Origin of the sequence: Labilibaculum sp. DW002 (assembly GCF_029029525.1) — a bacterium.
GTDB classification, from domain to species: Bacteria; Bacteroidota; Bacteroidia; order Bacteroidales; family Marinifilaceae; genus Paralabilibaculum; species Paralabilibaculum antarcticum.
Map to the genome: position 1 here is coordinate 1,536,903 of NZ_JAKJSC010000001.1, position 16,964 is coordinate 1,553,866.

The following is a 16,964-nucleotide window of genomic DNA, read 5'->3' on the forward strand; positions in this document are numbered from 1 at the left end:
TGTAAGCTCTTCCCTTTAAGTTATTTCTATTTCAATTCTATCTTCAAAGTAAAAGCATGTTCACACGGTTTTTCTGTTGGCATTTCAACTTCTAAACCAGCTTCAGTCATTTTCCAATTCAATTTTTCCTTAGAACCCAACATACTCACCTTAACAATTTCATTGGTTAGTAATCCTTCTTTCTTTGCAAAAGATCTAATTACCATCTTATCTTTTGGCCAATCCAATGCAATCGCATACAAATTACCATCCCTTGTTGTAAATCGAATATCCTCAGCAACTGCGTCTGCATTCTTATCTTCACTTAAATGTCCTTCTACAATTTCTTGTGGACCTTCACCATAAGCTTTCCAAGTACGCGTGCCATAAATTGCTTCCTTATTCACATAGAACCAATCACCCATTTCCAACAAACGAGTTTTAACTCCTTCTGGAATTTCTCCGTTCGCTTTAGGTGTAATATTTAATAGAACTGCTCCGTTCTTACTCACTACATCTACTAGGAAATCAATTAAACGGTTTGTCGACTTATATTTTGGATCACTAATATCACACCATGCTTTCCAATCAATAGAATCATCCGTAAGCCATGTAAAATCCTTCTTCTCACTCATACGTGATCTTTCCAAATCCAGTACAGCCGAACCAACAGCCATATCTTCAAATTTGTAGGTGCAAACTACTTCTTTTCCCCACTCTTGTCCTTTGTTATAATAGTTTGCCAAGAATTGCTTACGATACTCTTCCTTAATGATATCCATTTTGTTGTCAAACCAAATGATATCTGGTTGATATTTATCCATTAATTCATTCAATCGATCAAGCCACTCCTGATGAAAAGCATCTTCTGGAGGATTAGGATAATCACCGGTAGCCATTACAAAAGAACCTTCAGGAACATATGGTCCATATAATCCTGCATATTCAGGATTAGAAGCATCTGTCTCTTTATCCCACGTTGGGTACCATGCATATAACCAATGACGGTGATAAGTGGCAATGAACTTCATACCTTGCTTACGAACAGCTTTGGCCATTTCACCAACAACATCTCGTTTTGGCCCCATATCCATTGCATCCCACTTTGTTAGTTCACTATCCCACATTGCAAAACCATCTGCATGTTCTGCTACTGGACCAGCAAATTGTGCTCCCGATTTCTTGAACAATTCAGCCCATTCATCAGCATCAAATTTATCTGCAGTAAACATTGGAATAAAATCCTTATAACCAAATTCATCTAGTGGTCCGTAAGTTTCTTCGTGATGCTTACGAATAGGATGTCCTTTGGTGTACATATGAATTGCATACCATTCTGTTTCGTGAGCAGGAACAGAATATGGTCCCCAATGAAAGTAGATGCCGAATTTTGTATCCTGATACCATTCTGGCACTTCTTTTTGCTTTAAAGATTCCCATTCAGGCTGATAATCGATCTTCACGATCTTTTCCTGCTTTGGTTTAGAACTGCAAGAAAATAAAGCCAAGCTAAATGCAAGTAAAATTAATTTGTTCATGATTATTATTCGATTAATAATTATTATTTAAATTTTATCCAATCAACATTAAACAAGTTTCCCTCTTCGCCCTTAAAAACACATACCAAATTTTGAATACCAGAAACCTTTTTGTCTAATTTTACATTGAATGTCTTCCATTGATTCCACCCACCAGTATTTGTAATTTTGACAACTGCCAATAATTTACCCGTTGCGCCACCAATTCGAACTTCAACGCTTCCACCTTTTGCTGCCGAAGCACAATTCATCTCAACTTCAGTTAAGTTTCCATCTCTAAAGTTTACACGATCGTAAGCAACCCATGAATCATTAGTAATGTAATCCAACTGCCAGTTAGCAGGAAGTCCACTTCCAATTCTATTCACTTGAATCTCTTTTTCACCAATTCTGCTATATCTATCAATTTGTATTTCGTTAGTTGCAGGACAAACTCCAATACCGCGTAAAGTTGGAATCACTTCTTGAATGCTACCATCTTCATTAAAATTCAGATTATCAGCACACATCGAGCGTAAATGTTCATTGTTACTAATGTCTTTATGATGATAAAACACCATCCATTGACCTTTGTATTCAACTATTGAATGATGATTTGTCCAACATCCATTTGTCCAACGTTTCATAAAGAATCCTTGATACTCAAATGGTCCAAGAGGATTATCTCCTGTTGCATACGCCAATTCTTCCGTTCCGTGAGGAGAATGTGGAAAAGTGAAATAGTAAATTCCATTTCTTTCGAAAACAAAAGATCCTTCTTTATACTTTGAAGGTAAATCGTTAATAACAACAGGTTCTGAAGCCAATTCTTTCATATTAGCTTTCAACTTTGCCCCATACAATTTTTCGCCACCACCCCAATATAGGTATGCCTGACCATCAGTATCAATAAACACATTTGGATCGATGCCATCTAAACCTTTCATGTAATCATTCTCTAGTGTATATGGGCCTTCTGGATTGTCCGCAACAGCTACTCCAATTCTTCTAAATGCAGTCGTATCCTTTGGCATATCTGGGAAATAGTAATAATATTTACCTTCCTTTTCAATGCAGTCCGGAGCCCACATTCCAAAACCATCAAAAACACCCCATTTTACATCAGCTTGATCAATGATCACTCCGTGGTCAGTCCAATCAAAAAGATTTTCAGATGAGAACACATGATAATTTGGCATGCAAAATCCATTGTTCCCTTTACCTTCTTCGCACTTAATATCTGTTGACGGAAATACAAATAGCTTCCCATTCATTACCCTTGCAGTAGGATCTGCAGTATACATATGTCTTACCAAAGGATTATCTGCAATGGCAAAATTTGCTGCAAAAAGTATAATTGTTAATAAGCTTAGTCCTAATTTCTTCATGTTCAATTTTATGCTTGGTGTATTAAATTATTTGTTCCAGTTTGCTTCAACTATTGCATTGATTTCTGGAAAGTTCTTATCTGTTTCATTTAATTCCTCTCTTTGAGTTTTCAAATCAAGCTTCAACTTGGAAATGATCTCCTTGTACTCAGGATCATTGTATCTGTTATTTAATTCTTGAGGATCTGTTCTTAAATCGTAAAATTCCCAACTTGCAGGCGTTTCTCTATCAATTCCCTCATACTGAGAAGACCAATAAAAATCCTTAAACTCAGATGTATCGCGATACATTTTCCCATAGTAAAAAATCAACTTGTAATCTTTGGTTCTAAGACCAAAATGAGCTGGCACGTAGTGATGAATAATATGCATCCAATAACGATAATAGGTCGCCTCTCTCCAACTATCTTCAGCTTTTCCTTGAAGAGTATTTATAAAACTCTCGCCTTGCATGTAATCCGGCTTGCTTCCTCCAGCCAACTCGATCATCGTTGGTGCGTAATCGGTATTATTAATAAGTATATCACTTTTCACATTAGGCTTAATTCCTTTTGGATAGTGCACTATGAATGGCATTCTCATGCTTTCGTCATACATCCATCTTTTATCTTGCAAATCATGTTCTCCCAACATCATTCCTTGATCTCCCGTGTAAATAATAACCGTATTTTCCCACAATCCTTCTTCCTTCAGATAATCAAATAACCTCCCAAGATTATCATCAACACCTTTTACACAGCGCAAATAATCTTTTAAATAGGTTTGATATGCGAGACTAGTTGCATCATCACCAGAAATACTATCCTTTAGGTAGTGTTGAACGTAGTTTCTATGCATATTCCTTTTCGAAACAGATGTCCCGATATAGTTGATTAAACTATCATTCTTCCCTTTGGTTCCTTCCGATCCCCAATTAGGCTGGCTATAAAGACTTTCTGGTTCTGGTATTTTTGTATTTGCCAAATACTCCTTATATCTTGGAGCATACTCAAACATGTCATGAGGTGCTTTGTAATGATGCATCAAGAAAAAAGGCTTTGTCTTATCTCTATTTTTCAGGTAGTCTATTGACTGATCAGTTATAATATCTGTTGAATGCCCCTCATATTGCACTATATTATTTGGCCATTCACCTTTTCCTTTCTCACGAAACTTTGTATTAAAATATTTTCCTTGACCTGGTAAAACTTTATAATAATCAAATGCTGTTGGTTCATCATGAAGGTGCCATTTCCCAATCATTGCTGTAGAATAGCCTAATTTACTCATCTCCTTTGGCAAATATTGTTTATCAGCGGCTAATTCACCATCTAAATCCAGTACACCATTAGTTTGAGAATATTGTCCTGTAATAATGCATGCTCGACTTGGAGTACAAATAGAGTTCGTGCAAAATGCATTGGTAAAAACAATTCCATCATCAGCTAAATGATCCAAATTTGGAGTTGGATTTAATTTTGCCAAACGACCACCATAAGCTCCAATTGCCTGCGAGGTGTGATCATCCGACATGATGTAGATAATATTTGGCTTTTGCTTCTCATCTATTTGAGAACAGCTAGCCGATATCAAGCCCAATGTGGCCACTAAGATGCCAATCATAATTGTTTTCATTATTCTTTTTTTAGTTTTCTGCAAAAGCAAAGGAGATCTTTTTTCATTCATTAAATAACATCAGTAAATCCTATTTCCATTGATTATAATTGCGATCTTCCTCTACTCGTTTACGAATCATTAAAAGTAGCATACTAATAGAAGAAATTAGTGAGAAATTATTCTACATAAAGGGGTGAAATAGAATTATACTAAGAAAATGATAGACAAAACACTTAATAAAAACTAGACAAAAACTTTTTTAGATTGAAATTAAGATACTGACAGCACTAACAACACCTCACCACAAACAACTGATTACGAGAGATCTAATCAAGCCACCCAAACCTACCCCATCCTATTTATTTGGGAATGGATAATAATATGCCAACTCAATTTAAAACTTGCATACAGCCCCCCTATATTCAACTAATATACCTCCAATTGACCGCCTCTGAAATTGTATTTTTGTATTAGGCAAATATACTCAGTGTATATAGTAAGCCTCTGAGCAAAAACTAAATCAGTATTGACATGAAAAAAATAACAATTGCCATTCTATTATCCCTTCTTTTTTTAAGTGGATTCACTCAAATAAAAGATAAACCTAACGTGATAATAATTCTTTCCGATGATCAAGGATTTGGCGATGTTGGATTTAATGGTTGTACAGATATTCCAACTCCAAACTTAGATCAACTAGCAAATAGCGGCGTCGTTTTTTCTCAAGGATATGCTTCTCATCCATACTGTAGCCCAAGCAGAGCTGGATTGCTAACAGGGCGTTACCAACAAAGATTCGGACACGAAAACAATTTGCCTTACACCGATGCTAAAGCTGATGATGGCCTTCCGTTGAATGAGCTAATGTTATCTGAGCTATTGCAAAAAAATGATTACCGAACTTGCGCTATTGGAAAGTGGCACCTTGGTGACTCCACGCAGTTCTGGCCAAATAAAAGAGGCTTCGACGATTGGTTTGGGTTCTGGGGTGGTGGAATGAGCTATTGGGGAGATACAGGAAAAAAACCAGCGACAGCAGGAGTTCTTCGTAACGGTAAAATTGTTCCTCGATCGGAATTAACATACCTAACGGATGATTTTACCAATGCAGCAGTAGAATATATTGAAGAATACAATAAAGAAGACAAACCTTTCTTTATGTATTTAGCTTACAACGCACCTCATGCTCCAATTCAAGCAACCAAGGAATATACTGACAAGGTTAAACATATTGAAGATGGTAAGCGTGCTGGTTATGCAGCTATGGTTGTTGGTATGGATGCTGGAATTGGAAAAGTAATTCAAAAATTAAAAGAAACTGGTGATTATGATAACACATTAATCTTCTTTTATAGCGATAATGGTGGTCATTTACACGGTGCTAGCAGTGCTCCATATCGTGGACACAAAGGAATGTTATTCGAAGGTGGAATTCATGTTCCATTTCTTGTTTCATGGCCTAGTAAAATTAAGTCAGAAAAGAAATACACCGAAATAATTTCAGCCTTAGATATTTATCCAACAATCCTAAAGGCAACTGGAGTAAAACATCCAAATCCTGTTAAATTAGATGGCGTAGATCTTTTACCTTATATCAAAGGGGATAACAAAAAAGCACCTCATAAGGTACTATTCTGGCGATATTCTGATGGTGCGGGTTATGCAGTGCGCAAAGGCAAATACAAAATGGTGATGTCAGGATACAAAAAAGAATTCTTTTTGTTTGACATTAAAAATGATCCTTATGAGCATACAAATTTAAGCTCGAAATTACCGGTAAAACTGGAAGAATTAAAAGGATTATATGCAGAATGGAACAAGGAAACAGTTCCTGCATTATGGCAAGATCCACATGCACAAAATCTTTCGAAAGAAGAGAAAAAGCGTCAGAACTACATTGATGCTGCAACAAGAGGAGAAGGCAAATTCAATTAGTCCTAATTCTAATGATATTTTCAACATGGAACAAATGAATATTCTTCACATTTGTTTCTTTGAAAGAATTATTTTTTAAGCAAAATGCAATTTTCATCAATAAATAATAACATGAAAAAATATTCTCTGGCCTTAGGATTACTATTATTTACAACTTGTCTGTTTGCAATAAATCCCCCTAACGTAATTGTTGTTTTAGCTGATGATATAGGTGTTGGAGACATCTCGCATTATCGACGAATGCACTCGAACAATATCATTCTTGAAACACCAAATATTGATAAGCTAGCCAATGAAGGAGTTGTATTTACAAACGCTCATGCTCCTGCAGCGCTTTGTGCTCCTTCTCGATATGCGATTATGACTGGCAATAGTTGTTATCGAAGCCCAAAACCATGGGGCGTTTGGGGAGCTTACGAAGAATCACCAATAAAAGCAGACCAGTTGACCTTAGGAAAACTGATGAAACAATCAGGATATTCCACGGCTTTCTTAGGTAAATGGCATTTGGGAGGAGACTATCTTAAGAAAGATGATAAAAATACAATTTACAGAGGTCCTCGCTACAAGCCAGAATTAGATGTCGACATCAGTAAAATAATCGGAAATGGGCCAAAACAGCAAGGATTTGATTACAGTCTAACTTTCCCTGCAGGAATTCAAGATGTTCCTTATGCTGTTTACGAGAATGAAAATTGGATGCCCTTACATAGCAACTCAGAAATCACCTATATTTCTCAAGAAAACATGACTAAAATCGGTGTAAAACTGGATAAGTCGGAAGGTTTAGGTGATTCAAACTGGGATCCACATGATATGGGACCACTTTTAGCCAATAAGGCTGTTGATTACATTAACAATCATGCCAATAGAGAAAAGCCTTTTTTCATGTATTACTGCTCGCAGGCTGTCCATTTACCACACACTCCATCGAAAGAGCTAAACGGAATTAAAATTGCAGGAACAACTCCATCGAAACACATGGACATGATTAAGGAGCTTGATGTACAAATGGGAATGCTGACGGATGCACTAAAAGCTCAAGATATTTATGAAAACACTATTTTCATTTTCACCTCGGATAATGGTGGCTTATTAAAGCAGAACACATTAAAATCAGGTCATCAACCTAGTGATATTTATAGAGGTGGTAAAAATTCTGCCTTTGAAGGTGGACACCGCGTTCCATTTATTGCTGTTTGGCCTGAACAATTTAAAGGGAACAAAACTTCGAATGAACCAATTTTGGGGCTAGATATAATGGCAACACTTGCTTCCGTAACAGGACAAGAAATTGCAAAAGATCAAGCAATGGATTCTTACAACCTTCTGCCAATTCTTAAAAATAAAAAAAATGCAGATTCCCATGCTTTTTTAATGTTACAAGGAGGCACAGGTAAAGAGGTCATTTTAATTGAAAATGATTGGAAACTAATTATACAAGTCGATAAAAAAGATAAAACCGATCAAAAAAGAAAACCAATCGCTTTGTATAATCTTAAAAAGGATCCAACAGAGAAACAAGTTAATAATCTGATCAACTCTAAAAAACAGCAAAATCGTATTAAATCGATGTTTACAAAGTACAATACGATTCGAAAAAATAAAGAAGTAACCGGAAATTTTAATTAGTAAAATCAATTAGATGAAATTACGTTTTGTAAGCCTTGCCCTTCTTGCATTGATCTCTATTCAGACTTTGTGTAGCACAAACAAAACAGCGACTCCTCCCAATATTGTGTGGATCGTATCGGAAGACAACTCTAAACATTACATGAGCTTGTTTGACGAAAATGGAATTGAAACTCCAAATATTGAAAAGCTAGCAAATAGCGGTGTAATATTCAATCGCGCATTTTCGAATGCTGCAGTTTGTAGTGCCGCTCGATCAACTCTTATTTCTAGCTGTTATGGTCCTAGAATGGCTTCGCATTACCATCGTAAAATGGGATGCATTATCCTTCAGGATTCGATGGAAATGTTTCCTGCCTATCTTCGAAAAGCAGGTTACTATACAACCAACAATTCTAAAGAAGATTATAATATCATTAAAGCAGACAATGTTTGGGATAACTCTTCGAAGAAAGCCAGTTGGAGAAATAGAAAAGATGGTCAGCCATTTTTTCATGTTCAAAACATTGGTACAACTCATGAAGGACGCTTGCATTTTACCGAAGAACAGTATCGTACAGAAAAGACAAAGTGTGATCCGAACTCATGCTTTGTTCAGCCAAATCATCCTCAAACCGACCTATTCAAATACTCAAATGCTCTCTATCGCGATGAAATCGTAAACATGGATCAAGAAGTAGGCGATATTGTAAGCAAACTTAAGGAAGATGGCTTATTAGAGAATACCTTTATTTTCTATTATGGCGATCACGGTGGAGTTTTACCTGGAAGTAAAGGATATTTGTATGAAACAGGTTTGCACGTGCCACTTGTAGTACATATTCCAGAAAAATACAAAGAGCTTGTTACCCTAGAAAAAGGCAGTAAAACAAATGGCTTTGTAAGTTTTGTTGATTTTGGAGCTACTGTACTAAACCTTGCAGGAATAGAAGTGCCGAAGAATATGGATGGCAAACCATTCCTTGGTAAAGGTGTAAGCAAAGAAGACTTGGAATCGAGAGATGAGACCTACTCTTACGCGGATCGTTTTGATGAAAAATATGACATGGTTAGAGCCGTCAGAAAAGGGAATTTCAAATACATCAGAAATTACCAACCATTCAATTTCGATGGCTTGATGAACAACTATAGGTACAAGCAGTTGGCGTATAAAGAATGGAGAGAGTTATACGAAGCTAAGAAATTAAACACTGTACAATCGGCCTTTTTTGAACCAAAACAAGCTGAGGCTTTATATGATATTGAAAAAGATCCATTTGAAACAAATAATCTAGCTACAGATTCAAAATACTCAGACAAATTATTGGAGCTAAGAGCAAAGTTGGAAAATTGGGAAAACAGCATGCCCGATCTATCTTTCTATCCAGAACATTACTTGCTTAAAAATGCAATTAGCGATCCTGCAAGTTTTGGACAAACACACAAAAAGGAACTTAGTACTTATCGTCACATCGCCAACCTATCACTTTCTGATTTTGATTCGGTTGAAAGTGAAATCAAATCGTACTTGAAGTCTAATGATCCATGGGAAAGATACTGGGCTTTAATTGTTTGTAGTGGATTTCAGAAAAAGGATACTAAGCTAATCGCCTTAACTAAAGAGATTTATATGAATGATTCTGAATTGATTAATAGAGTTCGTGCTGCTGAATACTTGGGGTTAACGAAAATAGAAAATCCTGTAAAAGCAATTAGCAAAGCCCTTTACGAATCGACTGATAGTGCTGAAGCATTGTTAATTCTTAACTCGGTTACTTTATTACAAGATGGACGACAAAAGTATTCTTTTGATCTTAAAGAGAATAAAATTCAAAAGTCTGTTTTAGAAAACAAATTGGTAAAACAACGTTTGTCATATTTAAATGACTTACAAAGACCACATTACAGATAGCCTATTCATAGCCATGGATAGGCTGCTTTATTTATCTGCTAGCTAATAATTCTACAAAAATCGTATACAAGCTCAAAACTACACCTTAAACATTTGATCTAAAACCAACTAGGATGCAAAAACTACAAATATCTATTCTATTATTGATAATCATTTTTCTGGCGAGTTGCCAAGCAAATCAGCCTACAAATACCAAAGAATTATTCGATTTCAATTGGAAATTCTCAAAAGGTGAGGCGATAGATTCTGAAAATCCTGATTTTGATGACACTTCCTGGCAAGATGTAGACCTGCCTCACGATTATAGTATTGAAGGTCCATTTAGTAAAGAGAATGCTTCATTTTCGCGAGGAGGATGGCTTCCCGCTGGAAAATGTGCATATCGCAAATCCTTCAAGGTATCCAAAAGCAAATTAGATAAACGATTTGTAATTTATTTCGATGGTGTATATCGAAATTCTGAAGTTTGGATAAATGGACATTTCTTAGGCAAAAGGTCATTAGGTTATATTGCATTCCATTATGATCTTACCAAGTATATTAATTTTGACGCTAACAATATTATAACTGTTATAATTGATAATTCTTCACAACCCGGTTCTCGTTGGTATAGTGGCACCGGAATCTATCGTCATGTACACCTCATTACAACTAACAAATTATACGTTCCTGTTCGGGGAAATTACATTGTTGCAAATGACTATAACGATGAAAGCGCAACAATTAAACTGGAAACAAAGGTTCAAAATGATTCTGATGCTAAAAAGGACATTATAATACGCCATACAGCTTTTAATCCTGATGGGCAGGCAGTCAATTCAATTGATCTGCAAGAAACTTTATTATCAAAAGAGAATAAAATCATTAATTCCGAACTGAATATTGAAAGTCCATCATTATGGAATCCTTCTACTCCAAACCTTTATTCAATTAAAACAGAGCTTATTGAAGATGGTAAAACAATCTATTCTGAGACGAATAAAACGGGAATACGAAAATTGGAATTTAATGCTCAAAACGGATTCTTACTAAATGGAAAAAACATCAAACTAAAAGGTGTTTGCCTGCATCACGATGGTGGTCCTTTAGGTGCTGCAGTTTATGAGCGAACGATTGAGCGACAATTAGAAATTTTAAGAGAAATGGGATGTAATGCAGTTCGAACTGCGCATAATCCTTTCTCAGAAGAATTTATGAATGTTTGTGACAGAATGGGATTTTTGGTGATGAACGAAATGTTCGACGAGTGGGAACAAGCTAAATCTCCAGCCACAACTCAAAACGGAAAAAAGATTCGAATTCCGGTAGATTTTTATGCCAAAGAATTCAAAAAATGGGCAGATATCGATTTAAAAGATTTTGTGCTTCGAGATAGAAATCATCCTTCAGTTATTATGTGGAGCGTTGGAAATGAAATTGAACAAATGATGAGTGATGAAGGAGCTCCAATTGCGAAAAGACTTGCTGAGATTGTTCATGAATTGGACTATCGTCCTGTTACTAATGGTGTTTATGGGTATGGTTGGGATCGTTGGCCAAATGATTCGGCCGTATCTCATAGCGATATTAAGGGCTATAACTATATCAAAGATGACGGATTTGATAAGGAAAGATCATTATTTCCATCGGCCTTAGCAATTGTAACAGAATGTGAATCAGCTCAATCTTTCTACCCTAGATCAACTTATTTATACGATGATGCGAAAAAACAATGGTGGAACGCATTACAATACGAAAGTCAAGAAGCCTACGAATGGACTGAGAAAAGAGGTATTACAGGTGATAGTGGCATGGAAGCGTGGAGAGCGGTAAAAAAACGACCTCATGTCATGGGACAATTTATTTGGACAGGATTTGATTATTTAGGAGAAGTAATTCCTTTTGGATGGCCTGCGCGATCGTCCTCTTTTGCTCCATTAGACCTATGTGGTTTTCCAAAAGATGGGTATTATTTCTATCAATCTCAATGGAGTGATGAACCAATGGTTCATATTTTCCCGAACTGGAACCTAAATGGTATGGAAGGTAAACTTGTTGATGTTTTTGCATTTACAAATGGTGATGAAGTTGAACTATTTCAAGATGGAAAATCCTTAGGTAAAAAATCAAACGACAAAAAGGGTGTTGAATATCAAACATGGAAAGTAAAATACAAGGCTGGGGAGCTTAAGGCTATTTCTTATTTAAACGGTGAGAAAGTTGCAGAAAAAACACTCAAGACAGCTGGAAAAGAAAAGAAAATATCACTAAGCGTTCGAAGAACAGAAATGAAATCAGATAGTCAAGATTTAATATATGTGGAATGTACAATTTTTGATGCTGAAGGAAATATCGTTCCAAACGCAAGTAATAAAATTAATTTTTCAATTGAAGGTCCAGCCACGATTGTAGGTGTAGGAAATGGGAACAACATGAGCCATGAACCATTTCAGGCTTCATACCGAAAGGCATTTAAGGGCAAATGTTTAGTCATTATAAAATCGACTAAAGAAAAAGGTCAAATCTTATTCTCAGCTCATTCTAAAGGACTTGAAAGTTCCAATTTACAACTTGAATCAAAATAGACATGAAAATTAAAGACATATTAGTTTGTTCTGGACTAATCATTTTCACTAGTTTTTCATCAATATCTCAAGTACAAGTGGATATTGATCTTCAAACAAAGAAAATGTATGGAAAAGTTGCCGAGCTTGACAGATCAAAATTCTTCAACATGCACGCGCAAGCCAAAAGCTTTAATTCAGAAGAATTGGCATATCTGCAAGAATTAGGTGTTGGTTTTGGAAGATCTTTCAGTGCTCCAACTGTTGGACAATTTATGGCTAATGAAACTCCTTCAAAAGCTGATCACCTGAAGCGAATTAAGTCTTCACGCAGAAAATCATTACAATGGATGAAAACTCCAATCGAACTGGATCGAAGTATGATATTCACATCTCATCCTACTCACAAACATAGTAGGTATGCTTTTCAATGGAAAGGGAAAAATGCAGACTATTCTCAGGAGGCGGAATACATTGCACGTGAGTTTAAAAATCTATACGGTAATAGTGCGAATGGAGAATTACCCTTTCCTAAGTACTATGAACCAATGAATGAACCCTTTGTTCATGCAAAGGATATCAAAGGAATTGATTCAGAAGATGTACGCGTAGAAATGTGTCGATTCCATAAAAGTCTCGCAGAAAAATTACATGCGAAAGTTCCGAAAGTAATGATAGGTGGATTTGCCTCTGCATGGCCATCATTTGAATTATGGGATTTTAGACATTGGAACGAGCGAATGAAATTATTCATGGACTTGGCTGGCGAGGATATGGATTTTTTATCCTATCACATTTATGATGGGAAAAATGTAACCGGAGGTGATTCATTCAGATCTGGAAGTAATGCAGAAGCAATAATGGATCTAATTGATGCATATGCTACAATTAAATGGGGGAAAACAAAGCCCATTTTAATGTCGGAACATGGAATAACACGACCAGATTGGATTGGATCTCCATATAGTGAACTTAGAGATTGGAAAAACATTAGATCCATCAATCATCAAATGATGCAGTTTATGGATCGCCCTGATCAGATTGCAAAAGTTGTATCATTCATTACTGCTAAAGCTAAATGGTTCAAAACACCTGGAAGCCATCCATATCCATGGGTAAGTATGCGAAAAGTAAATGGTAAATATGAGTGGACTCACCTAACCAAATTCTATGAATTCTGGAAAGGTGTTCAAGGTTCATATAGTGACATTCAAGTTTCAGATCCAGATATTCTAGCGCATAGCTTTATCCATGAAAACAAGGCATTTATTGCTTTAAGCAACCTGGAACACAATGAAAAAAAAATAAATTTAAATTTCACTAAACTACCTAAGGTCAAATCACTAAAAATAAGAAGACTATACCTATCAGAAAACAAGCCGAATTTAGATGTGAAAATACTGGATCCGAAGTTAAGACAACTAAGTCTCGCGAAAGATGAAGCGGTAATTCTAGAGTATACATTTGAGGATAATATTACTCAATCTGAAACACTACAGAACAAAAATTACTTTGCTGATGAATATCTATTGCCGATCGAAGATCAACAAGCGATCAAGTTTCACATAAAAGGAATAGACGCAAATGTTCAAAGAGCAAGTTTAAAAATAGGTATTGCCCGACCATTAGATAAGTCGCTTAATGCAAGCTTAGTATTTAATGGAAAAAACATCAATTTCCCGAGTGATTGGAAAGGATATGATCAATCTGATAGAACTAAGACTGGCTTCTTTGGAGTTATGGAAGTAAATATTCCAAGTGAAATTGTGAAAGAGGATAACACTATCGAAATTTCATTTAATGGAAATGGAGGACGAGTTAGTTCAGTCAAATTAAGTGTTTTAAACAATGTTGATTACATCAAATAATAATTACTAGTATTGATATGATTTTAAAATCCATAAGATTCCAATTTTCAATTCTTTTTATCCTACTGATTTTTTTTGGATGCGGTTCAGACTCCAGTAAGCCTGAAAAATCGAATTCTTTCTCAAATAAAGAAATCGATGCAAAAGTTAAAGTAATAATGAGTCGAATGACTCTGGAGGAAAAATTAGCGCAAATAGAAGGAATTCGGCCAAATGATCTCATGATTGATGGCAAATTATCTCTTGAAAAATGCAGAGAAATCATTCCTCATGGAATAGGACATTTCTGTCAATTTTCATCTTCCTTGACCATGAGTCCATCGGAGTTAAGAGACTTTGTTCGTGAGATTCAGCATTATCTAATGACCGAAACCAGAACCAAAATTCCAGCTATTTTTCACGAGGAAGCAATCACTGGATTTGCAACTCAGGGAGCAACAACATTCCCACAGCAAATTGGCATGGGTTGTTCATGGAATGAAGATCAAATTATCAAAAATTCAGCTTCTACAAGAAGAAATATGAGAGCTGCTGGAGCAACTTATGCCCTGTCTCCTATGCTCGACCTTAGTCGCACCGCTCATTGGGAACGAATTGAAGAAAGTTATGGTGAAGATGCCTATTTGACTTCTGCATTAGGTTTGGCGTTTGTAAATGGATTGCAAGGAGAAGACATCAGTAATGGAGTTGCAGCTACAACGAAACACTTTGCAGGATATGGTACTCAAAACAATAATTCTAAGGAATTTCATGAAGAATATTTGATGCCACACGAAGTAGTAATCAAAAAAGGAAACGTAAAAAGTGTAATGCCTTCTTACGGTAGATTCAAAGGTAAAGCTGTAGTGACCAGTAAAGAAATGCTAACTACAATTTTACGAGAAAAGTTGGGATTTGACGGTGTTGTCGTGAGCGATTATGGCGCAATTAACCTTACCTATACTGGACACAAACTGGCATCTTCATCGAAGGAAGCTGCAGTTATGGCTTTAAATGCTGGTACAGATATTGAACTTGCAAAACCAATTGCTTTTCCATATTTACCTGAAGCATTGAAAGAAGGATTGGTAAGCCAAGAAAAAATTGACGATGCAGTAAAACGCTCATTAATCATGAAGGCTCGTTTGGACTTATTGGATGAAAATCCAGCAATTGGTGTTGATGGAGAGCTGGATTTTGATCCTCCTGCAAACCGTAAATTGGCTTATGAATCTGCTTGTCAGTCTATCGTTTTATTAAAGAACAATGGTATTCTACCCCTTAAAAAGGATGTGAAAAAGATTGCTTTGGTTGGACCAAATGCAGCTACAGTGCATGGTTTATTAGGTGATTACACATACCAATCTATGATTTCGTTTTGGTGGGGTAAATCTTTCGACCCTAACAATCCTAAACTAATTAGTCTTAGCGAAGGTTTACACAATGTTCTTGGAGATGATGTTAGCATTGCACATGAACGTGGCTGTGACTGGAGTGCACCTTTAGAATCAATGATCAAAAAAGATGGATTAGGCGATAGTCGTTTGGCAAAAGTAAAAATGCTAACCATTAAAGATGTACCTCAACCAAATCTTGATAATGCTATTAAAATATCTAAGGAAAGTGATGTGATTATCGCCGTAATGGGAGAAAACATTTACTTGTGCGGTGAAGGGCGTGAAAGAAAAGGAATTCGTTTACCAGGAGAACAAGAAGCTTTCGTAAAGCAATTAATTGCAACTGGAAAACCGGTAATTTTGGTTATGTACGGTGGTCGTCCGCAAGTAGTAAATGAGTTGGAAAAAGGTTGTGCTGCTATTGTTCAAGCTTGGTTCCCTGGAGAAGAAGGTGGCCAAGCAATTGCTGATATCATGATCGGTAAAGTTAACCCGTCTGCTAAATTGTGTATCACTTACCCTAAATCGGAAGACAAAACAGAGGTGAACTACAAAAATGAATACACAAATGAAGAACCTCAATATCCTTTCGGATACGGTTTGTCATATACCAATTATACTTATAGTGATTTGCAATTGAACTCTAGCACTAAAATTACAGATGATCGTTTCGAAATAGCCTGTAAAGTGAAAAATACGGGTGAAAAGGACGGTACTGAGATCGTTCAGTTGTATGTCTCTCCTACCGATGAAAATTCAAGTATGAAACCAATACAATTAAAAGGTTTTCAGCGTGTAGATTTAAAAGCAGGTGAAGAAAAATCCATAAAATTCCTTGTTTCACCTGAGCAATTGGTTCAATACAAAAATGACCAATGGATTGTAGTACCAGGAAAATATGATTTTAAGCTAGCAGCATCTTGCACTGATATCCGTTTAAGCGGAACAATTAATATAAAGGGTGATGCCAAAATTCTTAAAAATGGGCGTTCAGTATTCTTCTCGAAAAATCAATAAAATAATGTTCTACTGATAATTACTCTTTGTTTTAAAAATACAAAACCCGGAATGTGTGCAATCACAATTCCGGGTTTTCTATTTACTGATTTCATTAACAAAGAAATAGTCTATCAGCTAATTTTCAGAATACTTACACAAATTTAAGCACAATTATTAAATTTATTCCATGATCCATAGCCTTGACGAATACTACGCCAGATTAACAAAACGAAATTAAAA

General features: G+C 36.0%; 9 protein-coding genes. 6 read left to right on the forward strand and 3 right to left on the reverse strand.

Going from position 1 to position 16,964, the window contains the following annotated elements:
• Positions 1–26 precede the first annotated feature (26 nt).
• From L3049_RS05820 to L3049_RS05830, 3 genes are read right to left on the reverse strand one after another with little or no spacing between them, the layout of a single operon-like run.
• Positions 27–1,517, reverse strand: a complete 1,491-nt coding sequence (locus tag L3049_RS05820) for an alpha-L-fucosidase (protein ID WP_275108861.1) — start codon at positions 1,515–1,517, stop codon at positions 27–29.
• Positions 1,518–1,540: 23 nt separating this feature from the next.
• On the reverse strand, positions 1,541–2,884 hold the full coding sequence (locus L3049_RS05825; protein WP_275108862.1) for a family 43 glycosylhydrolase: 1,344 nt from the start codon (positions 2,882–2,884) through the stop codon (positions 1,541–1,543).
• Between the two features lie 27 nt (positions 2,885–2,911).
• Positions 2,912–4,498 (reverse strand): sulfatase family protein, encoded by a 1,587-nt coding sequence (locus L3049_RS05830; protein WP_275108863.1) that lies wholly within the window; start codon positions 4,496–4,498, stop codon positions 2,912–2,914.
• Between the two features lie 513 nt (positions 4,499–5,011).
• Here L3049_RS05830 and L3049_RS05835 point away from each other — a divergent pair.
• The 6 genes from L3049_RS05835 to L3049_RS05860 all read left to right on the forward strand — a co-directional run bounded on the left by L3049_RS05835 (position 5,012) and on the right by L3049_RS05860 (position 16,742).
• Positions 5,012–6,415, forward strand: coding sequence for a sulfatase family protein (locus L3049_RS05835; RefSeq protein ID WP_275108864.1), 1,404 nt, complete (start codon positions 5,012–5,014; stop codon positions 6,413–6,415).
• Positions 6,416–6,526: 111 nt separating this feature from the next.
• Positions 6,527–8,047, forward strand: a complete 1,521-nt coding sequence (locus tag L3049_RS05840) for a sulfatase family protein (protein WP_275108865.1) — start codon at positions 6,527–6,529, stop codon at positions 8,045–8,047.
• Between the two features lie 13 nt (positions 8,048–8,060).
• On the forward strand, positions 8,061–9,938 hold the full coding sequence (locus L3049_RS05845) for a sulfatase family protein (RefSeq protein WP_275108866.1): 1,878 nt from the start codon (positions 8,061–8,063) through the stop codon (positions 9,936–9,938).
• A 113-nt stretch (positions 9,939–10,051) separates the two neighbouring features.
• Positions 10,052–12,502 carry a glycoside hydrolase family 2 TIM barrel-domain containing protein gene (locus L3049_RS05850; protein ID WP_275108867.1) on the forward strand — a complete coding sequence of 817 codons (2,451 nt, stop codon included), beginning with the start codon at positions 10,052–10,054 and terminating at the stop codon, positions 12,500–12,502.
• A 2-nt stretch (positions 12,503–12,504) separates the two neighbouring features.
• On the forward strand, positions 12,505–14,349 hold the full coding sequence (locus tag L3049_RS05855) for a hypothetical protein (RefSeq protein ID WP_275108868.1): 1,845 nt from the start codon (positions 12,505–12,507) through the stop codon (positions 14,347–14,349).
• 158 nt (positions 14,350–14,507) lie between these two features.
• The gene (locus L3049_RS05860; protein WP_275108869.1) at positions 14,508–16,742 is read left to right on the forward strand and encodes a glycoside hydrolase family 3 N-terminal domain-containing protein; all 2,235 of its coding nucleotides are present in this window, start codon (positions 14,508–14,510) and stop codon (positions 16,740–16,742) included.
• Positions 16,743–16,964 lie beyond the last annotated feature (222 nt).

Excerpts from the sequence above, each read along its gene's own strand:
- L3049_RS05860 (WP_275108869.1), top strand. The coding sequence starts at position 14,508 with ATGAGTCGAATGACTCTGGAGGAAAAATTAGCGCAAATAGAAGGAATT.
- L3049_RS05855 (WP_275108868.1), top strand. The coding sequence starts at position 12,505 with ATGAAAATTAAAGACATATTAGTTTGTTCTGGACTAATCATTTTCACT.
- L3049_RS05835 (WP_275108864.1), top strand. The coding sequence starts at position 5,012 with ATGAAAAAAATAACAATTGCCATTCTATTATCCCTTCTTTTTTTAAGT.
- L3049_RS05825 (WP_275108862.1), bottom strand. The coding sequence starts at position 2,884 with ATGAAGAAATTAGGACTAAGCTTATTAACAATTATACTTTTTGCAGCA.
- L3049_RS05845 (WP_275108866.1), top strand. The coding sequence starts at position 8,061 with ATGAAATTACGTTTTGTAAGCCTTGCCCTTCTTGCATTGATCTCTATT.
- L3049_RS05850 (WP_275108867.1), top strand. The coding sequence starts at position 10,052 with ATGCAAAAACTACAAATATCTATTCTATTATTGATAATCATTTTTCTG.
- L3049_RS05830 (WP_275108863.1), bottom strand. The coding sequence starts at position 4,498 with ATGAAAACAATTATGATTGGCATCTTAGTGGCCACATTGGGCTTGATA.
- L3049_RS05820 (WP_275108861.1), bottom strand. The coding sequence starts at position 1,517 with ATGAACAAATTAATTTTACTTGCATTTAGCTTGGCTTTATTTTCTTGC.
- L3049_RS05840 (WP_275108865.1), top strand. The coding sequence starts at position 6,527 with ATGAAAAAATATTCTCTGGCCTTAGGATTACTATTATTTACAACTTGT.